Annotated in this window: 7 protein-coding genes; 3 read left to right on the forward strand and 4 right to left on the reverse strand. The window is 52.3% G+C overall.

All coding sequences use genetic code 11. The annotated features are described in order from the left end of the window. Window positions 1–315: 315 nt before the first annotated feature. Window positions 316–2,415, reverse strand: coding sequence for a cation:proton antiporter domain-containing protein (locus H6F80_RS07780; RefSeq protein WP_190791012.1), 2,100 nt, complete (start codon window positions 2,413–2,415; stop codon window positions 316–318). Window positions 2,416–2,814: 399 nt separating this feature from the next. Here H6F80_RS07780 and H6F80_RS07785 point away from each other — a divergent pair, with 399 nt between their 5' ends. The 3 genes from H6F80_RS07785 (at window position 2,815) to H6F80_RS30320 (ending at window position 4,246) form a co-directional block, all read left to right on the forward strand. Continuing rightward, entirely contained in the window at window positions 2,815–3,438 is a 624-nt protein-coding gene (locus H6F80_RS07785; protein WP_190791013.1) for a TetR/AcrR family transcriptional regulator, read from the forward strand. A 53-nt stretch (window positions 3,439–3,491) separates the two neighbouring features. Next, a complete protein-coding gene (locus tag H6F80_RS07790) occupies window positions 3,492–4,052 on the forward strand; it encodes a PadR family transcriptional regulator (protein ID WP_190791014.1) in 561 nt (186 codons plus the stop codon). Between the two features lie 71 nt (window positions 4,053–4,123). Continuing rightward, window positions 4,124–4,246, forward strand: coding sequence for a hypothetical protein (locus H6F80_RS30320; RefSeq protein WP_277879067.1), 123 nt, complete (start codon window positions 4,124–4,126; stop codon window positions 4,244–4,246). Between the two features lie 18 nt (window positions 4,247–4,264). Here H6F80_RS30320 and H6F80_RS07795 read toward each other — a convergent pair whose 3' ends face one another. From H6F80_RS07795 to H6F80_RS07805, 3 genes are all read right to left on the reverse strand, one after another. After that, entirely contained in the window at window positions 4,265–4,441 is a 177-nt protein-coding gene (locus H6F80_RS07795) for a response regulator (protein WP_190791015.1), read from the reverse strand. Between the two features lie 187 nt (window positions 4,442–4,628). Further along, a complete protein-coding gene (gene cysC / locus H6F80_RS07800; protein WP_190791016.1) occupies window positions 4,629–5,210 on the reverse strand; it encodes an adenylyl-sulfate kinase in 582 nt (193 codons plus the stop codon). Window positions 5,211–5,516: 306 nt separating this feature from the next. Further along, complete coding sequence (locus H6F80_RS07805; protein ID WP_518523541.1) at window positions 5,517–6,719, reverse strand: aldo/keto reductase; 1,203 nt, start codon at window positions 6,717–6,719, stop codon at window positions 5,517–5,519. Window positions 6,720–6,755 lie beyond the last annotated feature (36 nt).

Genomic DNA, 6,755 nt, shown 5'->3' on the forward strand with positions numbered 1-6,755 from the left:
AAGGTCGTCACAACTCTGTTGGAGGTGAACGGGCGCGGCTACTGGGAAACCTCCGAGGAAAACCTGGATCTGCTGCGGGAGCTGTATCAGGAAGTGGAAGACCGGATCGAAGGCGTGGAATAACCGCAATTGCAAGATCACCCGCCTGGGTGATCCACCCTAACGAAGTAGAACGTCGATCGACCCTCGTATCTTAAGGAAAGATAAGTGACGTTCATGGAATTGACCCAGCAGGGGGCTGCTGGGTTTTTTATTGAAACTTTTGGCTGAATTGCCTCGATTAATTGCCTCGATTAATTGCCTTGACTGGTTGCCTCAGGTGATTGACCCGCCTACTTCTTGAACCGGTCGCGCCCGCCGCATCATCATCAGTCCTTTGTGGCCATGGGGTTCGCCAATCATCACAACAGAGCAGGGGATGTGTCGCAGGGCGCGATTGGTAATATCGCTCAGAATTAGTTCGCCTGCCGCCCGATCGCGTCGTCGTGAATTTCGCATCACCACCAGATCGTGAGCGCGTGAAGCTTCGATGATCGCCCCCGCAATATCGCCCGATCGCACAATCTGAATATTGGGATAGACAAAGGGCACATATTTAGCAACGAGCATCCTGAGCTGAGATTCGATCCAGGCTTCGCGCTCTGGTGGACTGTAGCGATCGCAAACATGCAGCAAGGTAATGCTTGCATTGTTGGCATCTTCCAGAATGTCAGCAAACAGCAGAAGCTGGATGGACTCACGAGTAGGATTGTCGATCGGAACCAGAATTCGCCGGAAATTCGAGGGCGAATCGAGCAGGCGCATAATCGCCACCGGACAGTGAGATGCCCATAAAACGCGATCGATCACGTTACCAAATAGTCGGGCGCGGATGCCCTGCGTTCTGCCCCAGCCCATCGCGATCAGATTGGCGTTTTGTTCTCGGCTGGCACGGCTAATGCCCTGAGCGGTTTCATCGTCAATTCTTAAAACGGGCGTTGCGTTTGCACCCAGGCTTTGACAAGTTTCGGTTGCCTGCCGCAAAAATGCTTCGCCTTGCTGAATGTCAGAGTCAACTTGGGGCGAATCCATATGAACATGACCTGACGCGATCGACAAAGGCACAATTCTGCCTGCCTCATGCCGTGCGAAAAGAGCCGCCATTTCCAGCAAGTTACGCTGCGTTTGGGGGTTGTAAATCGGCACAACGATCGTTAATGGGCGATGCGCTTCTGGGGCGTCGCTGAAAGAGTCGATCGCCAAAGCTTCGGGTAGGTTAGTGCTGGGGGTTAAGCCACTGGCTGCACGGGCAGTAATAATCGGTCCCAGCGTTGCCGTCACCACAAACATGACAATGACGGTATTTAGCACATCTTCGCTGATAATGTTTGCCCGAAAGCCTACAAACGCTGCTGCCAGAGTAGCCGCAACTTGAGGAAGCGACAGCGACCACATGGTAATCATTTCTCGCCAGCCGTAGCCAAAGAGAAACTTAGTGCCGAGTGCTGCCAAAAACTTACTGCCAATCAAGCCCAGGACGATCGCCAGCGTCAGTTCGATATTGCCCAGGCTGCGGATAAAACCGGGAATGTTAATAATCAGCCCCGTATTTACAAAAAAGATGGGAATAAACAGCACACTTCCCACAAACAGGATCTTTTCCTTGACTGAACCTTCTCCCACCGCAGTGTTGACTGCCAGCCCGGCTAAAAACGCACCGACAATTTTTTCAATGCCAATGAGTTCTGCACTGATCGATGCAATAAACACCACCAACAGCACAAACAAAAACTGATTGCCCTCTGCATCGCCCGATCGCCGAAAAAACTCCTTGCCCAACCAGTTAAAGCCAAACAGAATAACCGCAGAATAGATCAGCAGCGATAGTAGCAAGCTCGCCAGACTAAAAACGCTGAAATCTCCTTTATTGATGCCTACACAAATCGCCAGCACCAGCAGCGCACCAATGTCCGTAAAAATGGTTGCGCCGATCGTCACCGTCACGGCTTCATTGTTTACCAAACCCAGGCGACTCACGATCGGATACGCCAGCAGCGTATGAGATGCCAGCAGCGATCCAATCAGCACCGAGGAATTCCAGCCAAAGCCAAACACTCGCCCGACCGCAATCCCTGTAAGCAGGGGAAACAGAAACGTCAAAAACCCAAACCCCGCCGATCGATGCTTAGTTGCACGAAACTGTTCCAGGTCAATTTCTAGCCCGGCAACAAACAGCAGGTACACCAAACCGATATCCGACAGTAAGTGCATTGTTTCCGACTCATTGCTGAGCAGCCGCAGCGCATTTGGACCTAAAATCACGCCCGCAATGAGCAGTCCGAGCAGTCCGGGCAGCCGAATCCGCTCAAATGCGATCGGCACAATGAGAATGACTGCCAGCAGCAGAGCAAAGGAAACAATCGGTTCGAGTTGCATAGTCCCTGAAAAAAACTGCGAAGGCAAAGCAGAACAGGCACTCAGCCTACCTCGATCGCCAAAGCAGAGAATCCATCAATGGAAAGAGCAGCCGTTTCGAGAGCAGACTCAAGGAAGGATTGTGGGAGAACCAGGGCAGGGGGATTACTTTAGTAATTGTTATTCGTCATTGGTCATTCGTGACCCTGATGAATCATGATCCGTTACCAGTTGCCAATCACCACGAACGGCTAATCACGATCGCCTTCAACATTTGCCCTAACCTTTATTGTTTTCTTTCACTTAACAAACTCCCCCCTTCCTAACCTTCTGTAAAGTTTTACGGATTGATTAATCCCTTCGATCGCAAATCTCGCTAGTATCGCCATATCCCTTCTCATCACCGGATGCCGATCGACTATGCGCTTCTCACGTCCCTCTGTTCCGCCTGAAGTGGAAACGCAAACCCGAATCCTGGAGGCAGCCAAAAAGCTGTTTGCTCGGCGGGGCTATGACGGGACGACGACGCGAGATCTGGCGCAAGCTGCGGGCGTGGCAGAAGGCACAATTTTTCGTCACTTCGAAAGCAAGAAGGCGATTCTGATCGAAGTCGCAACGCAGGGCTGGGTGGAACTGCTCACCGATCTGTTGACGGAACTGAGCGAAATGGGCAGCTATAAAGCGATCGCCCAAGTGATGAAAAAGCGAATGCTCAACCTGCACAAAAACGCTGACCTGCTGCGAGTCTGCTTTCTAGAAGCGCAATTTCACCCCGATTTGCGCCAGCAGATTCAAACCGATGTGATCGTCAAAATGACTGACGTGGCAGAAGCCTTCTTTCAAACCGCCATGGATCAAGGAATTTATCGCCGTATGAATCCGCGTGTTGTGGCTCAGGTGTTTCTAGGAATGTTTACGATCGCCGGATTTAGCCAGGATTCGATTATTCCCGAGGGCGCATCGCCGCAGGCATTTATCGAAATGGCAGAAGGGATGGCAGATATTTTCCTGAATGGCGTTCTCACCCCAGACCCTGCTCACTAACTGCCGCCTGCTCACCCGTTGCCTGTGGTGGGTCGCCGTCCTAACAAGAATCAATGTCTATCGCGCACATCATTCTCGGTCTGCTTCAGCAGCAGCAAAGGACGGGCTACGACCTGAAAACAGGCTGTTTTGACGACTGCATCGCTCATGTCTGGCAGGCAGACCAGTCGCAGATTTACCGCACACTCGAAAAGTTAGAGGCACAGGGCTGGGTAGATTGCACCGTCGAGATTCAGCACGATCGCCCCAATCGCAAGGTTTACCAAATCACCCAGGCAGGCAAAGCCGAACTGAATCAGTGGCTTCAGACCCACCAATCCTTGCCAATCGTGCGGGAACCGTTGCTCATGCAGCTTTACCTCGCCTCAGACCTGTCGAATGAAGCAATCGTTGCCCTACTCGAACAAGAGCAAACTGCCCATCAAATGCGGCTGGCAAAGTGTGAAGCCGTGCAGCGCGATGTTCCTCTTGCTCAGGAAATGCCTTCACTGCAGCCGCCTGCCCGCCGCGAAAAGGTGATTCATCAGCTCGTGCTGGAACTGCTCCGCCGCAAAGAGCAAACCTATCTGGACTGGCTCCAGGAAGCGATCGAGCAGATTCGCGCCTGCTCCTAAGCCGATTCCTGCCTACCCAAAACCTGCCCAATCGCCTGAATCAGATCCTCAGGATCAAAAAGCTTTGACAGGTGGCACTGGTATCCGGCGGCAATGGCTTCCTGCCGTTTGTTGGCAGAGGTGTAGGCAGTCAGGGCAATTCCGGAAAGGGCATGGTTCTAAAGTTCGGAACGGCTGCGAATCTCCTGCATTAGTAGATCGCCGTCCATTTCTTACATTCCGATGTCGCTAATCAGCAGATCAAATTGGCTCTCTGATTCGTCTGCGGCAAGTGCCTGCAAAGCTGCCTCGGCAGAAGTAACCGCCTTGACGATCGCCCCTTCATGCTCCAGCACAAACCGGACAAACTGAAGCGTCGGCACTTCATCATCCACTGCCAGGACGCGCACTCCTGCTAGATCAAAGGCAGTCTGCGGCGTTGATTCAGCCGATGGAACGATCGCTGGCTGGAGCCCGGCAACCGTGGCATAAGTCGCTGCAAGGACGGAAACGGGATGTGCCCTCGCTTACCCTGAACTTTCACCCCGCTTCCGCACCTGCTTGTAGCATCGAATAAAACGCGCCTCAGCTCAGACCCTACGCGACGCTGCGCTGTGCCGAATTAGGCTCCATTCTGATCGGTGCTTCGGGATGAAGGTAGGACTTGATCTGAGCCATTACTTTGTTAACGCTCTCTTCCACCATTTCCAGGTGCGTCTGGCAGTTAACTTCTGGATTGAGCGGCGGCTCGTAAGGATCATCGATTCCGGTAAAATTCTTGATTTCGCCTGCTCTTGCCCGTTTATAGAGTCCTTTTACGTCACGCTGTTCGCACACTTCGATCGGCGTACTAACGTAGACTTCCATAAAGTCACCAATTTTCTCTCGCACTTCATTCCGAATTTCACGGTAAGGCGAAATCGCGGAGACCAAAACAATGACCCCATTCCGGGTCAGCAGATTCGCCACAAAGCCAATCCGGCGAATGTTCTCATCCCGATCGGCTTTACTGAAGCCCAACCCTTTTGTCAAATTTTCACGGACGACATCGCCATCCAGCACCTCTAGCTTGTAGCCTTGTGCCCGCAATTCTTTTTCAACTGCCTGGCAAATGGTGGTTTTACCTGCTCCACTCAACCCGGTGAACCAGACTGTTAATCCGCGCTTTTCGACTTTCATTGAACCTCCAGACGATAGTGACTTGAAACATTTATATAGCGGACAGTCGTTTTGTGAAAGCGGTGCTTCCTCATTGCCAGCCAGACTTTCATCGCTGACGCTACTCAAGCATGAATTCCTGAACGGAATGTAGCAAACTCAGAGAAAAAAGATTGGAAGGACAACAAAACTGCCGCAGCCTTGAATCAACCGTTCGTCAATGCTGCAAAGGGATGCTGCGAAAGAGAATTCCCAATTTTACCTTTTTGCTCATCCCTCGGCTCCTTTTTCCGAATGGCACGCTCTAGAACTTGAAAACGTGAGAATTTAAGACGACTGCTGCGAAAGGCGACGCACGCTTTCACCCCCCAGTAGCCGATCGGCAGACCGCAGAATCTGAGGAATCTCGCTGGCATGGGGGCTATTTCGCAGGCATTGCGTGAAGTCAACTTCGCTGGCGCAATCGGCTTTTCTGCCGAAGAACCAGTGTCCGCCGTTTCCCAGCAGGTTGTACCGCATTTTGGCAAAGTCGTGCATATCGTATGCTTGAACCAGATTAAACAGCCAGAGAATTATAGGAATGTTGATATGGTATGGGGTTTCTTCGGGCTGCGGTAAGCCAACATGCCAGGTTCGATACCAGGATTCGCCCAGTGCCTCGATCGCCGCCTGCTCTAATCGATTCAAAATGGGCGGCAGCAGTTCCCCAGCGCGCTCCAGCAAATCCAGCGTTTTCAGATGTTCGTCAAAATCCTGTGGACGGGCGGCTCCGACGCTTAGGGTATGCACCTGCGGCTGACTGAGGCAAAACAGATTGTTAAAAACGATCGGACTCAGGGGGGCACAAAGGTCGATCAGCTTTTGCGAGGGCTGATAGAGCATTCCACCCTTATTGGAGGGGCTGATGATAAACACGCCCATCTCATGCCGGGTTGCTGCCTCGATCGCTGCCCAGTTGGTCTGATTAATGTAATACCAGTGCAGATTGACGTAATCGAATTGGTCGGTGTCGATCGCCCGGATGATCACATCGAGCGGGGCATGGGTCGAAAAGCCAATGAAGCGCACCTTACCCTGTTGCTGAAGCTTCTGCGCCACCTCCAGGCAGCCGCCGGGGCGAATCGACTGATGCAGTAGCTCTGCGTTGTTGATGCCGTGCAGCCCCAGTAGATCGACGTGATCGAGCTTCAGGTAAGCCAGCGATCGGTGAAAAGTGTCCTCGAATTCCTTGGGGCTATCAGTCGGGGCAACTTTTGTTTGTACGATGATTTGGTCGCGAGGGAGTTTGGGCAAAATGCGTCCAAGCTGCATTTCGGATGTGCCGTAGCCTCGCGCGGTTTCAATATGAGTAATGCCAACTTCGAGTGCCCGCCGAATTGTTGCCTCTAAATTTGCCTGGTTATCTACCGGGATATCGCCCGGTGAAACGTCCTGCCACTTGTACTGATAGCGCATTCCACCGCAGGAGAACACAGGCATCAACAGGTTGGTTCGTCCAAATCTTCGGTATTCCATCAAGGTTTCGCCCACGACTCGTCAGGAAGGTATCATGGCGAAGGCAAGCCG

Origin of the sequence: Leptolyngbya sp. FACHB-711, assembly GCF_014695615.1 — a bacterium.
In the GTDB taxonomy this organism is placed as follows: Bacteria; Cyanobacteriota; Cyanobacteriia; order Elainellales; family Elainellaceae; genus Leptolyngbya_A.